Source organism: Edaphobacter sp. FHG110511_03 (assembly GCF_059115365.1).
On the sequence record NZ_JBZYWL010000001.1, the window covers coordinates 276,171 to 291,791 of the forward strand.

A 15,621-nucleotide genomic window follows, 5' to 3' on the forward strand; every position below is an offset into this window, starting at 1 on the left:
AGGTGCGGTTGTTTAGCCCGGAGGCCAGCCCATATGGCGTCCGCCCAGTAGATGCAGATGAAGATGATGCACGGTCTGCCCTCCCTCATCGCCGGTATTGATCACCACGCGGTACCCTTTATCGAGCTTACTGGTTCGCGCCAGATCGGCAGCAGCCATCATCAGATGTCCGAGGAGCGGCTTGTGTTCAGCCACCACCTTTGACTGCGATGAGATGTGTTCTTTGGGAATAACTAGCAGATGAGTCGGAGCCTGGGGATTGATGTCGGGAAACGCGATGCAGAACTCGTCCTCATAGACGCGGTTCGCAGGAATTACCCCGGCGAGAATCTTGCAGAATAAGCAGTCTGTATTCATCATTCATCTCTGGTTTCTATTTGGATGACATCAACAGCCTTTATTTTACTTATCGAAATATTTCGGATGCTGGCCTGCAATCCAGGGGTTGTACTTCGCGGCGAAGGCGGCACGACTAGCCACCGAGGGGTGACTAAACGTCCAGAACTCCGCAAAAGGGTTGGGATTAGGGTCTGTAAGCGACATCTCCCCAAGCAGTTGAAATGACTGCTGTGCAACTTCCTGCGGATTTGCGACGATCCCGTGAATGGCTTCCTGCCCATAAACATCGGCATCATGTTCGTGCATTCGGCTGTAGCCGTTCACGACAGGCTCGCTGAGAAACGACAGCACGGAGAGCACCAGCAACAACACGACAAGCGCACCCCAGTCGTTCTGCGAAGGTATCTTCCATCTCATCCCATAGCGGGCAATCATCCAGCGCACACCGCGGTAACCGACATAAAACTCGATCAGCAGAAGCACCCCTAGAAAGAGTAGCGTTGCCGGAATGTGGTTCAGGACATAATGCCCCATCTCGTGGCCAAAGATGAAGCTGATCTCATCGGGAGTGGCCCTTGTAATCGAGTTGTCCCAGACCACAACCCGCTTCGAAGCTCCATATCCGGTGACGTAGGCGTTCAATGTCGCGACCTTCTCGCTCGCCTTCATCAGAAACATACGGTTCGGGGGAATCACGATTCCCCCACGCGCGACAACCTGTTCCAATCTGTCGACCAGAGAGGGATTGGTTTTCCCCAGCGGCTCGAATTTGTTGAATAGGGGATCGATGAGCACGGGCGCGACGAAAACCGCAATCAGTACGGCAATCATCGCCGGAATCCAAAACCAGAACCACCAGCGGCCTGGTGACTTGCGGATCACCCAGAAGAGCAGCATCACCAACAGGCCCCCAAAGACGAAGGTCAGCAGGAAGCCTTTCGCCGCATCCCAGGCCCAGCTTCCCCAGCCCTGCACCGACTGACCGTACAGCCGCGCGGCATGCTGTCCGTAGAGATCAAGCGGGAGATCGAGCAACGTCGTCACAGCCAGTAGAAGGAAGGTAAAGGCGAAGCCTTGAAACCAGCGGTTCCTGCTCAGATTCACAGCAACATTCCGCATTTTTGCGACAACGCCCAGCGCCAGCAGGAGGAGAAGCTGCAGAATGCCCCAGCCGCTTTCCATGAAGCCCAGGATCACGCGGATGCGCGAGTAGGCGATCGCACGCTCCAGTTTCTCCGGGGGCAACGAATAAGCCGGGCGTTGTGCGCTAGAAGACCCCTGGGCCTGAGTCTGCTGGGATTCGGGCTGGTCGCGCGATTGCGCAAAAACAGGAGTAATCGCCAGAACAGCAACGCAAAACAAAATCAACGACAAGAAGGGTACCCGAAGGTGCATACAGCGTCACTGCTCCTGAACTGAGCCAGTTTGCATGGTCGCGGCTATTCCTGCAATCAGATACAGCAATATCCGATCGTTAGGCGAGCGCACCCGTGCAGGAGGCCTGGAGAAACATCGCGTCGCGGATATCGGTTGGCTCACCTTCCTGATTCATCAGCCGATATTCAAAACCATACTGCTTTAGCGTCTCCGGCACGACGGAGAGGTCGCCAACGAAGTGTGGATGGAGCTCCATGCAGATCGTATCGACGCGGGCCAGCCAATCCGGCTCACTGAAGAGCGCCTTCTCAAATCCCTCAATGTCGATCTTAACCAGCTGAAAGCGATCGACCTTTTGCTCCCGCAGAATCGTCTGGATCGAGATGTTTTTATCCGGATCTGTTCTCTCGGTCGACGGATTTACAAGAAAGCGTTGATATCGCGGCGCACGTTCCTGTGCAACCCCATTCGCATTCAGAAGAAGATTGAATACCGGCAGATAGTTCGGAATCGGCTCGACTCCAACCGCGATCTCAGCCCCCAGATGGGTGAGCGCCAGAATGGAGAACATCCCGCGATTCGCCCCGCCATCCAGCACTGCACGAACAGGGCGCTCTATCTTAAGGCGGTCCAAATAACAGTTTCGGGCATAGATCTCGCGCACGTTCCCGAAGGTTGGATTATCTCCCCTCCCTTCCAGTAGCTTGTCGATATCTTTGATAGGAAGGGCGATACAGGAACCGTCAAATTTGACGGTCATATTACGCCGCATCGCAGCATCCAGATCTGTAAGCTTTTTGGTTCGCAGAATTGTCGGTGCATTCGCGACTGTTGCAATTCCCAGCGCAAACATATCCGAGGGTTCAAGAACACGCCCAAGTGCTGCGTACTCGGATACAAATCGCCGCATAACGCTGGCCATAACGCTGCCCCCAACGATCTTTTTGCAACTCCGAAATCTGGCTGTCAGCATAGCACGTCCTGGTTTATTCCATGTCCTCGTTGCATCTCGCGGGGGATACGTCAGGCTCCGGGTGCAGACTTCGTCGAAACGCGACCACCTGCTCGGGTGGATCGTATTGAATATTGCCGGGATCGCCCCGGCATTGAGAATCGGGGAATCCACTTTCCGAAACCCTGTCCCCCCTCGGCAGCCAAACGCTAGCCTATGAACTTCCGATACACTCGGCTTCAGTCGGTTTTCCCGATGATCAAAAACGAGTCCGTCCCGATGATGAAATTGCAAGCAGCGTTTCCCAGCGGCCTGGCCGCTCTCTCTCTGGTTCTCTTCGCGCCTTCGCTCCATGCAGCCGATGCTGCTGCGTCGAAGCAGGCGAACACTCTTCTGCTGGATTCCATGACCTCAGAGCTTCATCGCGCCATGAGCTCTCTTGGCGGCTCGGGCGCAGATGCAGCGAAGCAGCCTAAACCCTACTTCGCCAGCTATGCCGTCAGCGACTCCGAGAGCTTCAACATGGCGGCACAGTTCGGGGCTATCGCGCTCTCGCGGGAAAGTCGCCGCCGCACCGCCGACGTTCAACTTCGCATCGGAACTCCCGAGCAGGACAGCACCCATGGGGATCATCGCGCCAGCGCACTCACCATGATTCCCTTGCCCCTTACCGACGATCGCAACGCCATCGAACGCAGCCTCTGGTTCGCGACCAATCGCGGCTATGCCAGAGCACTCGATAGCTACCTGAAAGTGCAGACCGAACAGCAGGTACGCGCGAAGGAAGAAGACAATTCCGCCGACTTCTCCACCGAAAAGCCGGCAACCGCAGTGCTTCCAGCCTCCGCTCCCCTCTCGATTGACAACTCAGCGTGGGAGAAACGCCTCCGCAACCTCTCCGGAGTGTTCCGCGACTACCCGGAGATCTTCTTCGATAACGTCGCGGTGCAGGCGACCAGCGAAACCTCGTACTTCGTCTCCTCGGAAGGCACCAGGGTTGCAACCCCTAATCAGGTTGCCCGGCTCGTCATCGTTGCGCGCACTCGCGCTGCCGACGGCATGGACCTGTTTCGCGCCGAGACCTTCGAGGCCGATTCGCTCGCCCACCTTCCTGACCAGAAGACCCTCGTCGAGAAGACGACGGCCATGGCAAAGAATCTCGTCGCGCTACGCACAGCACCTGTTACCGAGCCCTACAACGGTCCGGCAATTCTTAGCGGCCGCGCCTCCGCAGTCTTCTTTCACGAAGTATTGGGCCACAGGCTGGAAGGGCAGCGCCAGCGCGGCGACAATGAAGGACAGACCTTCACCAAACTGTTGGGGAAGCAAATCCTGCCGAGCTTTATCAGCGTTACCGACGACCCTACACTCAAGAACTTTGATGGAACCTCTCTGAGTGGTCACTATAACTATGACGACGAAGGCCAGCCCGCACGCCGCGTCGACCTGATCAAGGATGGCGTGCTCGAGACCTTTCTGATGTCTCGGCTTCCCATCGCGAGTTTCGCCAACTCCAACGGCCATGGTCGCGCCGAAGTGGGACGCATGCCCACGGGACGGCAGGGCAACCTCATCGTCAGCTCCACCAAGACGGTCAGCGACAAGGAGCTTCGCCAGATGTTGATCGACGAAGCGAAACGCCAGGGCAAGCCTTATGGCCTCTACTTCGAAGACATCTCCTCGGGCTTCGCCGTCACCACGCGCCGTTCTCCGCAGGCCTTTCAGGTGATTCCTCTGGTAGTCTATCGCGTCTTCGTCGATGGCCGCCCTGATGAACTTGTCCGCGGCGTTTCGATCGTGGGAACCCCCCAGGCCGCGCTCAATCGCATTGTCGCCACCGGGAACAAGCAGGATATCTTCAACGGAATCTGCGGCGCCGAGTCAGGCAGCATTCCAGTCAGTGCCGTGGCTCCAGCCATGCTGGTCAGCGAGATTGAAACCCAAAGGCAGGCCCAGGGCACGGCACGCCCACCGATCCTTCCCCCTCCCCCAATCACGGACACCGGAAAGGAGGGTAAACGATGAAGACTTCATTTAGAAGAATGACGATTACGTCTCTCTACTCAGTCGCGTTTCTGGCCATGACATTCACGTCCAGTTTCTGCGCAGCCCAGACGCCGTCTCAGACGGATGACCCCATGCTCAAGGCGATGCAAGCCGAGCTCGATCGCGAAAAAGCACAGCTTGTGCTTCCTGGCATGCAACGTCCCTACTTCATCGAGTATCGGCTCGACGATTTCTCAAGCTTCGAAGCAGTCGCGAATTACGGAGCGTTGACCCGTGAAGAAGAGGGCGGCCAGCGCGTTGTGCGTGTCACCGTGCGTGTGGGCGATTACGGGCTCGACTCGAGCACTGGCCGCGGAGACGGGTCCGTACAGCTCGCTCCAGAAGATAACGACCCTGACGCGCTGCGTTACGCGCTCTGGACCGCAACCGACGAGGCCTACAAGAACGCTCTTCGCGCCTACTCCGCTAAGCTTGCGGCTCTGCAGCAGTTCCAGTCAACGCGTACAGAAAAGGATCTCGCCCCGGAAAAACCCGTCGTCCACATCGAACCTCTTCGCAAGCTCGAGATCGATCGCAAGCTATGGGAAAAGCGCATCGTCGACGCCAGCGGCCTTTACGCAACTGCGCCTGAAGTCCGTTCCTTTGCCGACCAGGTGCAATATTCAACTGCGAATATCCGTGCGATGACGCTCAACCGCTATCTCGTCAATACCGAGGGTACGGTCCTGCGTTACGGCCTCAGCGGATATAACAATGCCATCAGCGTAGGCGGTCAGGCGCCGGATGGCATGCGTCTGGCGCGCGACAATGGGTCCGTCGCCGTCACGGCCAATGAGCTTGAGAGCTGGCCTTCCTTCCGAACACGGGTCATCGATGACCTCAAGAGCCTTGAAGCCCTCAGCAAAGCTCCTATCGTTGACTCCGAGGACTACCACGGCCCGGTTCTCTTTTCTGGCGACGCAGCCTCCGACGTAATGAACCAGCTCTTCGTCGGCAATGTTGAAGCAGATCGTCCCGAACTCGGCACCAGCGCACGGACTCGTGGCGTGTACGCGTCCAGCTACAAAGCGCGAGTTCTGCCGGAGTTCATGAGCGTCACCGACAACCCGCTCGAGTCCAAGTTCCAGGGCCGTTCCGTGCTGGGCGCCTACCAGGTCGACGATGAAGGTGTTCCGGCTCAGGCGGTCGATATCGTCACCAACGGCAAGCTCGACAACTACCTCATCAGCCGCGAACCCATCAAGGACTTCCCTTCGTCCAACGGTCACGGCCGCGCAGCTCCGGGAGCTCCGGCGCATTCGCGCAGCGGCGTAATGATCTTCAAGTCGAGCCATCCCGTCCCTGCAGCCGATTTGAACAAGCAGCTGCTCACCATGGCCAGGGAGCAGAAGAAGGACGTCTATGCCGTCGAAACCATGGGTGGCGAAGCTCCGCGCCTGCTGTATCTCGTTCACCCCGACGGCAGCCGTCAATTGGTTCGCGGCGCGACCTTCGACGAGCTGGATAACCGCAGCCTTCGTTCAGAGATTCGAGCCGTAGGCGACGATCCTTTCGTCAACGACTCGTTGGGTACGTTGCCCCAGACAACCATCGTGCCCAGCCTGCTGTTCGGCGACATTGTGGTGAAACGCGCTGCCGAAGAGCAGCAGAAGCTTCCTTACTATCCCCCTCCGCCGACGACGAAGTAACCTTGAATCTACAAGGAAGTGAACCGATGTCGTTTGATCCAAAAACCCTGCAGCTTCTGACGCTGGCCGCGCTGTTCGCCCTCATCTATGCAGGCCGTCTGTCCAAGGGCTCGCCAAAGGAGACCGCAGAAGGTCTGGCCTTCCCCTTAAAGCCACTAGTCTTGTGGAGCAGGGGCCTCGTGCTCCCGATCTACTTTGCGCTGCTGGTATGGCCGCTGTGGAAGAATCACCTGCACATTCCGTTCTGGCTGCCTTTGATGTTTCTCGCGCTAATCGTGCTTGTGGTCTACCAGCTGCCGGGAACTATCGTGTTTACGCCGACCGGCCTGGTGCAGCGCTTTTGGCTGCGTGGAGAAAAGTCCATGCGCTACGACGAAGTGATGAACGCCCAGATTATCGGCGCGGGACGCATGACGCGTGTACTGGGCGATAACCGCGTCGCCATTACCCATACCTGGAACCACAGCGGCTCGGAGCAGTTCCGCAAGGAGCTCGAGCGACGCACCGGAAAGCGCGTTCTTCGTTAACGGCTCAGTCGGTCCGAATCAGGTAAGGCTCAGCTCCGCCGGATGCATGAATGCTCTCGGCGACTTCGTCAGCGTGAGCCTTGTCCGGGCGGGCGGGATTGATCCGGACCCAATGGCCGGTCGGCCCGGGAAATTCGATCACCTTTGCGGTCGTATACCGCCGCATCAGGTCGTTCTTCAGTTTTACCGCATCCTTCTCGCGCTCGAACGCTCCAACCTGAACACACCAACGACCTCCGGGAATCGCGTTCGGATCCCTGCTTGGTCCCGGCGTCCAGGCCTCGACACGCACCTTCGCTACTCCCATACGATAGAGTCCCGTCGCCTTGGCCGCTGCCAGGGAAAGATCGATGATGCGACCGCGTACGAAAGGACCGCGATCTGTAATCTTTACGACTGCTGCCTGGTTCGTTGTGAGATTGGTGACGCGCACGATTGAACCCATGGGAAGTGTCCGATGCGCTGCGGTCATCGCGTTCTGATCGTAGACCTTGCCGTCCGCTCCCTTGCGACCGGCATAAGGTGGTCCGTACCAGCTTGCCACTCCGGTTTCAACTAAAGCCGGCTTGCCATGAACATCCGGAGGAACTGGAGGTAACGGCTGCACGGTTCCCGCAGAGGGATTTCCCTGCTTTGGGGATCGAGTATCCCTCCCGGCATATGTTCCTGTACTGGAGCCTGTGGAAGGGGGTGGCGGCTGCTGGTGCGCTCGCACAGGCTTTTTATGGCAGCCCGTCACTGCCAGCGTCAGCGCCGGCATCAGTACGGCGAACGCGAGACGGGCGCGAGTCACGGTTTAGGCGCGCCCCCAGTGCCCGAGGGCGGCGTGCGCCCGGCGCGTTCATCCATCCGCTGCGCCATCCGGTTCAACTCGCGAGCGGCGGCTCGCAGGGCGTCCGACCCATTCTTCCGCAGATCGGGAACGACCTCGTCGTTGAAATAGCGAACAAAGTCACGCATATCCTCTTCCATACGAGCGCCAGCTTCGTGCAGACGCTCCTCCCATGGACGCTTCGGATTCTCATTCGCCATAAGCACACTTCTCCACTATTCATTATCAAAATGAGGAAATCCGTGGGTCAATCGCTTCGACTCTCTATTCCCTATGCGGTGTCGAGGTGGTAACGTCGTCCAAGGACCGCGCATAAACGGCAGCGGCTTATACAACGTGCCACTGCAGACATGCGTCTTTTCAAGAAGGGACGCCATTCAAGAGAGCGTCTGGCCAGGTGTTCGCTGCTTTTTCCGAGATGCGAGACCGGAAGTCTTTTTACGAGGTTACTTTTTGATACCATCTGCTTCCCGCCCATTGGTTTCATCCCATCTTCTTCCCCTGCTGCTTGTCTTTCTCTCGCCCATGCTCGCGGCGCACTCCGCACTAGCTCGTTCTGCAGAGCCGTCAATAACGGAAGCAGACACTTCCCTTCCCGACTCACCAGGAGCCCTGCTCTTTGCCGCGAGCGGTTTCAGCAGTTCGGCAGACAATCCGGAGACTTCGGAGATTCCGGGGCTGCCCGGATTTGGCGGACAGGCAAGCGCCGGAAATCAGCGGACACCCCTTCCACGCGTCAAATTCATCACTGCAGGCCAACAGGCGCTTCCTCAGAAGGCTCGCGACAAGGTACTTCTGGGTCTGCGCGAAACTGTTACCCCTTATGCCATGCTTGGTTGGCCACTCTCTGCCGGCTGGTCGCACCTTATCAACGGCAGTCCCAACTATGGAGTCAATGGCGAGGCCTTTGCCCAGCGTCTTGGAGCTGCTGCCGCCCTGAATGGCAGCAAGGAGATCTTCAGCGACTCCATCCTGGCCACCGCGTTCCACCAGGATCCACGGTACTACCAGCGCGGCCACAGCTACGGGCTAATCAATCGCGCTATCTACGCGGGAACCCGCCCTGTCATCGGAAAAACCGATAGCGGAAGGACTATTCCCAACTATGCTTTCATTCTGGGAACGGGCGGTGCTGCCGCGCTAACGCAGGTCTATTATCCTGATCGCAACGTGAACGGCGCCCAGTTCGCTCGAACCTGGGCTACATCGCTCGGTGGTTCGGCCCTTGGTTATCTCGTTAGCGAGTTCGGTGGTGACGTCATCCAAAAGCTCCACCTTAGCAAGCAAGAATAATCCTCCCGCATCCGGGGTTTGACCGCTCAGGCAGGGATGAGTCTGGTGAAAATGTACAGGGGTGTAATTTTAGGAGTTTTACTTTCTGTGGGGACGGTCGTAGCTCAAACGACCGCTCCCTCCCCTGTCGAGTCGCCTGGTCTCCTGGAGCCTTCCTCGTCCTCAAAAGGGCCGTCTTTGTCTGATGTCGATCAAAACTCATTGCTCGCGACGACCACTTCCGACGATCTTCCCGACGCCCCCAGTGCGGTTCAGGCCCAGCAGGAGGATGTCGTCTCTGCGGGAGAGCGATCTCTGCGCGCCCAGGGAAAGGCGCAGGAACCTTGCACCTTCCTTCGCTCCATCGGGCCGATCTATTTAGACCCCAACAAGGTCGATCAGCCCCGCCCCCGCTGCAGCGAACTGGTCTATCCCTACCAGCGCTTTCTGGGCACAAACATACCGGTTCCCCTCAATTGGAAACAGAAGGGCTACCTCGCAGCTCACTTCACCACGGACCCCGCCAGCCTCGGCACGATCGTCGGAATCTCCGCCATCAGTATCGCCCTCGATCCGCACACGGCTTACGGACCGGGGCTAAAGGGCTTTGGAGAACTCGCCGGAATCAGCGTGCTGCAGAACGCCACCGCCGAGTTCTTTGGTACCTTCGCCGTCCCGGCTCTCATGCATCAGGACCCGCGCTACTACCGGATGCCGAACAAGCCATTTAAAAAGCGCATCCTCTACTCCATTAGCCGCAGCTATATCTCCCGGAGCGACGAAGGCAAGACCATCCCGAACTATGGCGTCCTTGCCGCATACCCGATCATAGGCGAGCTCAGCAACCTCTACGTTCCCGGCCTCGAGACCGATGGCCCCTCCACCGCAAAACGTGTCTTGACCGGCCTGGCTCTCGATCCCGTCAACAACCTGGTGAATGAATTTCTACCCGACGTCGCGAAGCGTGTTCACGTCCGCATCATCTTCGTCCAGCAGATTTTTAACAATATTGCCCTTACAGGAAGTGGCTCGATGTGACGGCGGAGTCCGGGCGGAACCAAATTTTGCACCCTTTCCCGTCTTTCCGCTCATCCCGTTTTCCACACCATTCAATGCAGAATCTCGCCGTTCGATTCCATAGGCTTCGATCCACCCCCTCGCCTGAGTAGTCTTAACGAGGTTCAAGTCCCTTGTTCTTCTTCCACTTATAGGTGGAGGATCAAGAGAGGTTGAATCAGGGTGCTCACTTCCGACAAGCACCTTAGCCGGATAAGCTTCATGAGTAGCTGTTCAGGCGTCACCAGATTTTTAGGAATTATCAGGAGAAAAGAAACGCATATGGCAAAGTCCGCGAAGTTGGCCGAGAAGGCCCTCACGTATGGAGCAAAGGCAGCTTGGGCCGTGTTCGACAAACTGAACTCGATCTCGCCCAACGCAAGCTTCACCCCCAAATGGAGCGACAAGCCCCTCCTGAAGTCCTACCAGAAAGAAAAGCCCCCGCTAGGCTGGCCCCGCACCACCGACTCCCTCTGCCCCAGGTGCGTCCCTGAGATCCGCCAGCAGATCGTTGACGGCAAGCTGCCTCACGAGATCCTTCTGAACGAGAAGGTCGGCGAGATCAAGGCCCAGATCATCGAGCGCGACGGCCAGATCCTTATGGTTAAGGACTGCCCCATCCACGGCCACTTCGAGGACGTCATGTCCATCGACCCGCCGATGATGAAGCACCTCGAGGACGTCTTCCCCGGCCGCGACATCCGCGCCCACAATGACGAAAAGCTCCACAACCACGGCACCTCGACCGTCACGCACGGCCGCGGCTCGGTTCTGACCATCGACCTGACCAACCGCTGCAACATGATGTGCGACCCCTGCTTTATGGACGCCAACCAGGTTGGCTTCGTGCACGAGCTCACTTGGGACGAGATCAAGACCATGCTCGACAACGCGATCACCATCAAGCCGCGTCGTCAGATGTCGGTCCAGTTCTCGGGTGGTGAGCCCACGTTGAGCCCCTACTTCCTCGACGCCGTCGCCTATGCCCGCAAGGTTGGTTACAACTCTGTGCAGGCCGCGACCAACGGTATCGAGTTCGCGAAGTCCAAGGAGTTCGCCAAGGCTGCAGCTGAAGCCGGCCTTCGCTACGCTTACCTCCAGTTCGACGGCATCGGCAACGCTGCCAACTCGCACCGCAAGGTCGGCAACTCGTTCGACGTGAAGCTCCAGGCCATCCATAACCTGCACGCAGCCGGCGTGGACATCGTTCCCGTAACCTGCATCATCAACGGCATCAACAACGAGCAGGTTGGCCGCATCATCGAGTTCGCTCTCGACAACCCGAAGAAGATCAACTTCCTTTCGTTCCAGCCAGTCAGCTTCACGGGCCGTGACGAAGAGGTTTCGGACGAGCGCCGCATGGCGCAGCGTTATACCCTGTCGCACCTCGCCCACGACGTCCGCAACCAGACCGGTCTTGGCGAGAGCACCCGCGACTGGTTCCCGATCTCCTTCATGTCCACCTTCTCCGACTGGGCCGACCTGGTTCACGGACCGGATCACGACTGGGGCCAGCTCTCCTGCGGCTGCCACCCGAACTGCGGTATCGGCATGGCTCTGATGATCGACAAGGAGACCAAGGAAGCCGTTCCCGTCACCGCGTTCCTCGACGCTGTGCAGCTGGCCAAGGACGTCGCCCGCATCAACGACGCCGCCCGCGGCAAGTTCCTCTCCATCGTCGGTGTGTCGCTTGCACTTCTTCGCAACTACAACCCCTCGAACGCTCCTACGCACTTCAAGATCGTCGACCTGCTGCAGAAGTTCGACAAGTGCTTCGGCGCCACCGGCCGCAACTACGGCAAGGTGACTGGCGACCGCACCATGGCCGATATCGAGAAGCGCCGCGCTGACCGTTGGAACTTCCTCTTCATCGCCGGCATGTGGTTCCAGGACCTGTTCAACTACGACTTCCGCCGCACCGAGCAGTGCATCATCCCCTACGCCACGCAGGAAGGCGAGATCAGCTTCTGCGCATACAACACCGGCGTGGGCTGGAGGAACATCATCGAGAAGATGCATATGACCGCCACCCTCACCAAGTGGTACGAGGAGCACGGCCGTCACGAGATCTTCGCAGGCGGCAAGAAGGTCGGTATCGAGAAGCAGGAGAAGTATGACCTGGTCCTCAACGAGGCTCACGTCAACTCCGCTGCCAACGACACCTTCGACAAGAGCGGCATCGCCAAGAACGCCCGCGAGGAGAAGATCCGGGCACGCGACGCGAAGATCAAGCAGGACGCAGAGAACGCCAAGATGGCCAAGCTCTACCGCAAGGAGATCCTCAAGGAAGCCGAGCAGCCAGGCTTCATCTCCCTCGGCGAGATCAAAGCCGCTCCTGCAAAGGTCGAGTCAGAAGAGACCGTGGCCGGGGACTAGCCGTCCAGGCAGACGCGCCTTCGGCGCAAAAGCCCAACACTACAAAGGCCGCCAGCAATGGCGGCCTTTATTATTGATATCCATGCGGACGAACGAGGTTATTTCTTATCGGGATATGTGTTCTCGAGAGAATCTATCTTTACAACGCGGAACTTCAACGCAGCGCAGGCTCACTCAATTGTTCTGTCTTTCCGAGCACCATATAAGCGAACATTAAACTATGCATGAGGCACAATATCCAAAAGGGCGCTAAATTGTTATGACTTCCCATCATTTGAGATAGTCGTCAGCATAAACGCCATTCCGCTGAACGCCAATGCCTCAAACACGCTCGCCCATTCATTCCCCACATTCGTGTATGGATCGGCGATCGCCCGCGGAATATGCAGCATCAGCACCCAAAGGAAGATCATTACTCCCGTCAGCAGCGAAGCCATGCGCGCCACACGCTTCACCATCATCCCCACACCACCCGCCATCAATGCCACTCCGGCAAAGTATGTCCAGAACATCTGATGGCCGATCCATGCCGGAACCAGTGATGCCACAAACTGCGGGTAAAGAAAGTGGTCGAACCCGAAGATAGCCAGCATCGCTCCGAACATGTACCGCCCCGCAGCCAGAACCCGTTCCAGCCAAGTTGGTAACTTACTGTCTCCAGCAATCGAGAGCGCAGCGATCCAGGCACCGCCTGCCAGCGCCATCTCTTTCAGAGCGTTCGTCCACGCACCCAGCACCATGGCGTACTGTCCTACAAGCTGGTTAGGAATATGTGCAATCAGCACCAGCGCCAGCATTCCTGCCCCAGCCCATTCGGCTACCTTTCTTCCCTTAAGATTGAAGAGAATACAGATTCCCGCGATCGTAAAAGCAGTTCCCGAGACGAGCGCCCATAGCAACCGGAACGGCAGCCAGGCTGGAAAATTCGGGATCACGACCCAGGGAAAGTTCCGGTAGAAAAAGTGCATCAGGCCAATCGAACCCAAACCGATTGCATACAGGACACGTCCCGCTGGAACAAGCCATTTTTGCATGCGGCGAGTCTAGCGGAAATTCCGCTTCCCGCCACAACTTTTCATCCCAAATCTCTAGCCAGCTTGCGCGCCTTCTCAAGCCTTCGCCCTGCTCCCGGGAACACACAAGCTCCGTCGACATGGTTAGTCTCTGACCGCAATCCCCATTAGCTCAAAACGAGCCCCAAACAGCAGCGGCCCTGAGCCCAGAAACGCCCGCGCCGGAAGCTTGCCCGTGAAGTAGGTGCGATAGACCGCATTGAACCGGTCGAACAACGACACATCGCTGCAGAAGATCTGCAGCGACACCAGGTTCTCCATCGTCATTCCCGCCATCTCCAACACACGCCGGATCTCCTGCATCACCAGGTGTGCCTCATCCTCCGCCGTCTCGGGAACCTTCGTCGTTCCCGCGATCAGCCCTATGCGGCCTGAGAGATAGAGCGTCTTACCATCCACCAGGACGGCATCGGAAAAAGGCATTGCGGGATTGCTGGAAAAGTATTCTCGGCTCATAGCTGTGATCGTAAGTTTACCGCAGCCGGCTCGGCGAACCTAAAGAGAAAGGGTCGCGATAACCGCGACCTTTGAGTCTTGCATGAATAGGGGAAAACTTTACTCGCCTGAGACCGCCGCCGCTGTGTGGTGCAACGGACGTCTTGTCGTCCTGGCGACAGAACGCATCTTCACACGTCGACGTGCAGCATGGCCATACGACCACTCACGCACCGGACCAACATCCACGTGCACAAACTGGTTTACCGGATAGTACCCTACACCGCCTGCATGCAGGCTTAGCGCTGTATCACGCAAAGTCGTCGTCTTAACGCCCGGGACCCGAATATCAATCGCCTTGGCCTGCATGTGTTGGCTATGTTCCGCTACGCCGGAGTTCGCCGAGCGCGATCGCAGCAGACGGTTGCTCCACGGAGTGCGATAGCCGCAGACGATATCGATCTCTCCATCCGGCCTCCCCAGCTTCGCCATCAACGTGTGGAGCAGGTCGAACTCGGCAGGGTCGTAGTGGCTCTCTGCCTGCGTGCGGTGGTCGCGAAGGAAGTAGTTGAGCTTCGCAATGGCATCCGGCAAATAGGTATCGCCGATACGGTACACCACATCGATGTCTTCTCCGGTATGCAGGTGATGCAGGCGAAGGTGGTATTGTTCCGCCATCTCCGTATTCGTCGCAGCGTCTATAGCCCTGGCCAGACCGCTCAACCCAATAAAAACGGTTGCCGCTAAAGCCACAGTAGACGCCAGCCTGGTCGCTGTCCGCATTCGCACTCCCGGGATAATTTGCCGAAATAGTAATGACAATCGCAAATGCGATTCACCGTGCGCCATTTACTTCTTCCAGTTTATAAAACCTTACCCCCTCCTGTCCCTCATAACTGTAATTTTTATGTAAGGCAAGGAGATGCTTCCTAAGTTTAGTCTCTGCTTCAACTTGCTTTGCAGCGGGCCATTGTAGACTGTTATCTATGGTGCTCGATCCGATTCAGATACGGGTGCTCGGATCTCTTATTGAAAAAGAGATCACCACCCCGGAAGGCTATCCCCTCTCGCTGAACGCTCTTGTCAACGCGTGCAATCAGCGTTCCAGCCGCGACCCGGTTCTCCAGCTAAGCGATGACGAGGTCCGTCAGGCCCTTCATTTGCTCGACGATCAAAACCTCATCACGACCGCACATGACTCTCGCGTTCCCAAGTACGAGCACCGCATCCGCACCGTGCTCAACCTGCGCCGCGATGAGACAGCAGTTCTTTGCCTGCTAATGCTGCGCGGACCGCAGACGCTGGGCGAGCTTCGCGGTCGCTCCGAGCGCCTTTACGCATTCGAGGACACTGCTTCGGTTCAGTCCACTCTTGATCGTCTTGCATCTCGTGAAATTCCTTCGAACCCAACGGAGGTCAATTCGAACGCTACCGGTCCTCTGGTCCTCGTACTCCCGCGCCAGCTCGGGTCGCGCGAGTCTCGTTACGCCCACCTGCTCAACGGTACTCCGGAGCTCACTTCAACATCACCACATTCTTCAACGGTTGCCCTCGAAGCCCCCTCGCAACACGTCGATCGCATCGCACATTTGGAATCCGAAGTTGCCAGCCTTACTGAAGCCTTTGCCATTCTCCAGGCGCGAGTCGCCGACCTCGAGTCTGGCTCATGAACGTCTTCTGTCCGCTT

The 15,621-nt window shown here is 57.7% G+C and carries 15 protein-coding genes; 7 read left to right on the forward strand and 8 right to left on the reverse strand.

Annotated features, from left to right (window positions below):
• Nucleotides 1-12 precede the first annotated feature (12 nt).
• The 3 genes from AC5S26_RS00995 to AC5S26_RS01005 all read right to left on the reverse strand — a co-directional run bounded on the left by AC5S26_RS00995 (nt 13) and on the right by AC5S26_RS01005 (nt 2,689).
• Nucleotides 13-360 carry a histidine triad nucleotide-binding protein gene (locus tag AC5S26_RS00995; protein WP_494182978.1) on the reverse strand — a complete coding sequence of 116 codons (348 nt, stop codon included), beginning with the start codon at nt 358-360 and terminating at the stop codon, nt 13-15.
• A gap of 42 nt (nt 361-402) precedes the next feature.
• Nucleotides 403-1,734 (reverse strand): M48 family metalloprotease, encoded by a 1,332-nt coding sequence (locus tag AC5S26_RS01000; RefSeq protein ID WP_494182979.1) that lies wholly within the window; start codon nt 1,732-1,734, stop codon nt 403-405.
• Between the two features lie 79 nt (nt 1,735-1,813).
• Complete coding sequence (locus tag AC5S26_RS01005; RefSeq protein ID WP_494182980.1) at nt 1,814-2,689, reverse strand: FkbM family methyltransferase; 876 nt, start codon at nt 2,687-2,689, stop codon at nt 1,814-1,816.
• A gap of 258 nt (nt 2,690-2,947) precedes the next feature.
• Between AC5S26_RS01005 and AC5S26_RS01010 the strand changes: the two genes are divergently transcribed.
• From AC5S26_RS01010 to AC5S26_RS01020, 3 genes are read left to right on the forward strand one after another with little or no spacing between them, the layout of a single operon-like run.
• Complete coding sequence (locus AC5S26_RS01010) at nt 2,948-4,693, forward strand: TldD/PmbA family protein (RefSeq protein WP_494182981.1); 1,746 nt, start codon at nt 2,948-2,950, stop codon at nt 4,691-4,693.
• Nucleotides 4,690-6,363 carry a metallopeptidase TldD-related protein gene (locus tag AC5S26_RS01015; RefSeq protein ID WP_494182982.1) on the forward strand — a complete coding sequence of 558 codons (1,674 nt, stop codon included), beginning with the start codon at nt 4,690-4,692 and terminating at the stop codon, nt 6,361-6,363. Before AC5S26_RS01010 ends, AC5S26_RS01015 begins: the two co-directional genes overlap by 4 nt.
• A 26-nt stretch (nt 6,364-6,389) precedes the next feature.
• Nucleotides 6,390-6,890: a hypothetical protein gene (locus tag AC5S26_RS01020; protein ID WP_494182983.1), complete on the forward strand. Its 501-nt coding sequence runs from the start codon at nt 6,390-6,392 to the stop codon at nt 6,888-6,890.
• 4 nt (nt 6,891-6,894) lie between these two features.
• On the opposite strand, the gene AC5S26_RS01025 is transcribed toward AC5S26_RS01020, so the two are convergent.
• Together AC5S26_RS01025 and AC5S26_RS01030 are read right to left on the reverse strand one after the other, a co-directional pair.
• A complete protein-coding gene (locus AC5S26_RS01025; RefSeq protein ID WP_494182984.1) occupies nt 6,895-7,683 on the reverse strand; it encodes a septal ring lytic transglycosylase RlpA family protein in 789 nt (262 codons plus the stop codon).
• Nucleotides 7,680-7,922, reverse strand: coding sequence for a hypothetical protein (locus AC5S26_RS01030; RefSeq protein ID WP_494182985.1), 243 nt, complete (start codon nt 7,920-7,922; stop codon nt 7,680-7,682). The genes AC5S26_RS01025 and AC5S26_RS01030 overlap by 4 nt, the downstream gene beginning before the upstream one ends.
• A 253-nt stretch (nt 7,923-8,175) precedes the next feature.
• On the opposite strand from AC5S26_RS01030, the gene AC5S26_RS01035 reads away from it, so the two are divergent.
• From AC5S26_RS01035 to AC5S26_RS01045, 3 genes are all read left to right on the forward strand, one after another.
• Nucleotides 8,176-9,015 carry a hypothetical protein gene (locus AC5S26_RS01035; RefSeq protein WP_494182986.1) on the forward strand — a complete coding sequence of 280 codons (840 nt, stop codon included), beginning with the start codon at nt 8,176-8,178 and terminating at the stop codon, nt 9,013-9,015.
• Nucleotides 9,016-9,102: 87 nt separating this feature from the next.
• Nucleotides 9,103-10,032, forward strand: a complete 930-nt coding sequence (locus tag AC5S26_RS01040; RefSeq protein WP_494182987.1) for a hypothetical protein — start codon at nt 9,103-9,105, stop codon at nt 10,030-10,032.
• Between the two features lie 300 nt (nt 10,033-10,332).
• Nucleotides 10,333-12,426, forward strand: a complete 2,094-nt coding sequence (locus AC5S26_RS01045) for a radical SAM protein (RefSeq protein WP_494182988.1) — start codon at nt 10,333-10,335, stop codon at nt 12,424-12,426.
• 257 nt (nt 12,427-12,683) lie between these two features.
• Here the strand turns inward: AC5S26_RS01045 and AC5S26_RS01050 are convergent, their stop codons facing one another.
• From AC5S26_RS01050 to AC5S26_RS01060, 3 genes are all read right to left on the reverse strand, one after another.
• On the reverse strand, nt 12,684-13,460 hold the full coding sequence (locus tag AC5S26_RS01050) for a DoxX-related protein (protein ID WP_494182989.1): 777 nt from the start codon (nt 13,458-13,460) through the stop codon (nt 12,684-12,686).
• A 123-nt stretch (nt 13,461-13,583) separates the two neighbouring features.
• Nucleotides 13,584-13,955, reverse strand: coding sequence for a RidA family protein (locus AC5S26_RS01055; protein WP_494182990.1), 372 nt, complete (start codon nt 13,953-13,955; stop codon nt 13,584-13,586).
• A gap of 99 nt (nt 13,956-14,054) precedes the next feature.
• Nucleotides 14,055-14,717, reverse strand: coding sequence for a peptidoglycan L,D-endopeptidase MepK (locus AC5S26_RS01060; protein ID WP_494182991.1), 663 nt, complete (start codon nt 14,715-14,717; stop codon nt 14,055-14,057).
• Between the two features lie 203 nt (nt 14,718-14,920).
• On the opposite strand from AC5S26_RS01060, the gene AC5S26_RS01065 reads away from it, so the two are divergent.
• Nucleotides 14,921-15,604: a YceH family protein gene (locus tag AC5S26_RS01065; protein WP_494182992.1), complete on the forward strand. Its 684-nt coding sequence runs from the start codon at nt 14,921-14,923 to the stop codon at nt 15,602-15,604.
• The last annotated feature ends 17 nt before the right edge of the window (nt 15,605-15,621 follow it).